Below are 246 nucleotides of genomic sequence, written 5' to 3' on the forward strand. Positions count from 1 at the left end.
AATGGGCCCATGTGCAGCAGAAACGACTATCCGGCGAAGATGATCGGGCAGCATTTTACGATGATGTTGACCGTAAGATTCATCAGATTTGGAAAGACTCTGATGAGGTTTATGGTGCTCCGCGGATCACCGCAGAACTTACCGAGCGCTACCAGATCACCTTGAATCGCAAGACTGTGGCTAAACGGATGCGCATGATGGGCATTGAAGGGAGGGCCTGACCCCCGGAAAGTAGACACGTCGGGG

General features: G+C 52.8%; 1 protein-coding gene. It reads left to right on the top strand.

Annotated features, from left to right (window positions below; genetic code table 11):
• A partial coding sequence (locus HMPREF2806_RS14040) for a helix-turn-helix domain-containing protein (protein WP_158013215.1) occupies positions 1 to 221 on the top strand: 221 nt, incomplete at its 5' end.
• Positions 222 to 246 lie beyond the last annotated feature (25 nt).

This window comes from Corynebacterium sp. HMSC076G08 (assembly GCF_001811515.1).
Taxonomy (GTDB): domain Bacteria; phylum Actinomycetota; class Actinomycetes; order Mycobacteriales; family Mycobacteriaceae; genus Corynebacterium; species Corynebacterium hiratae.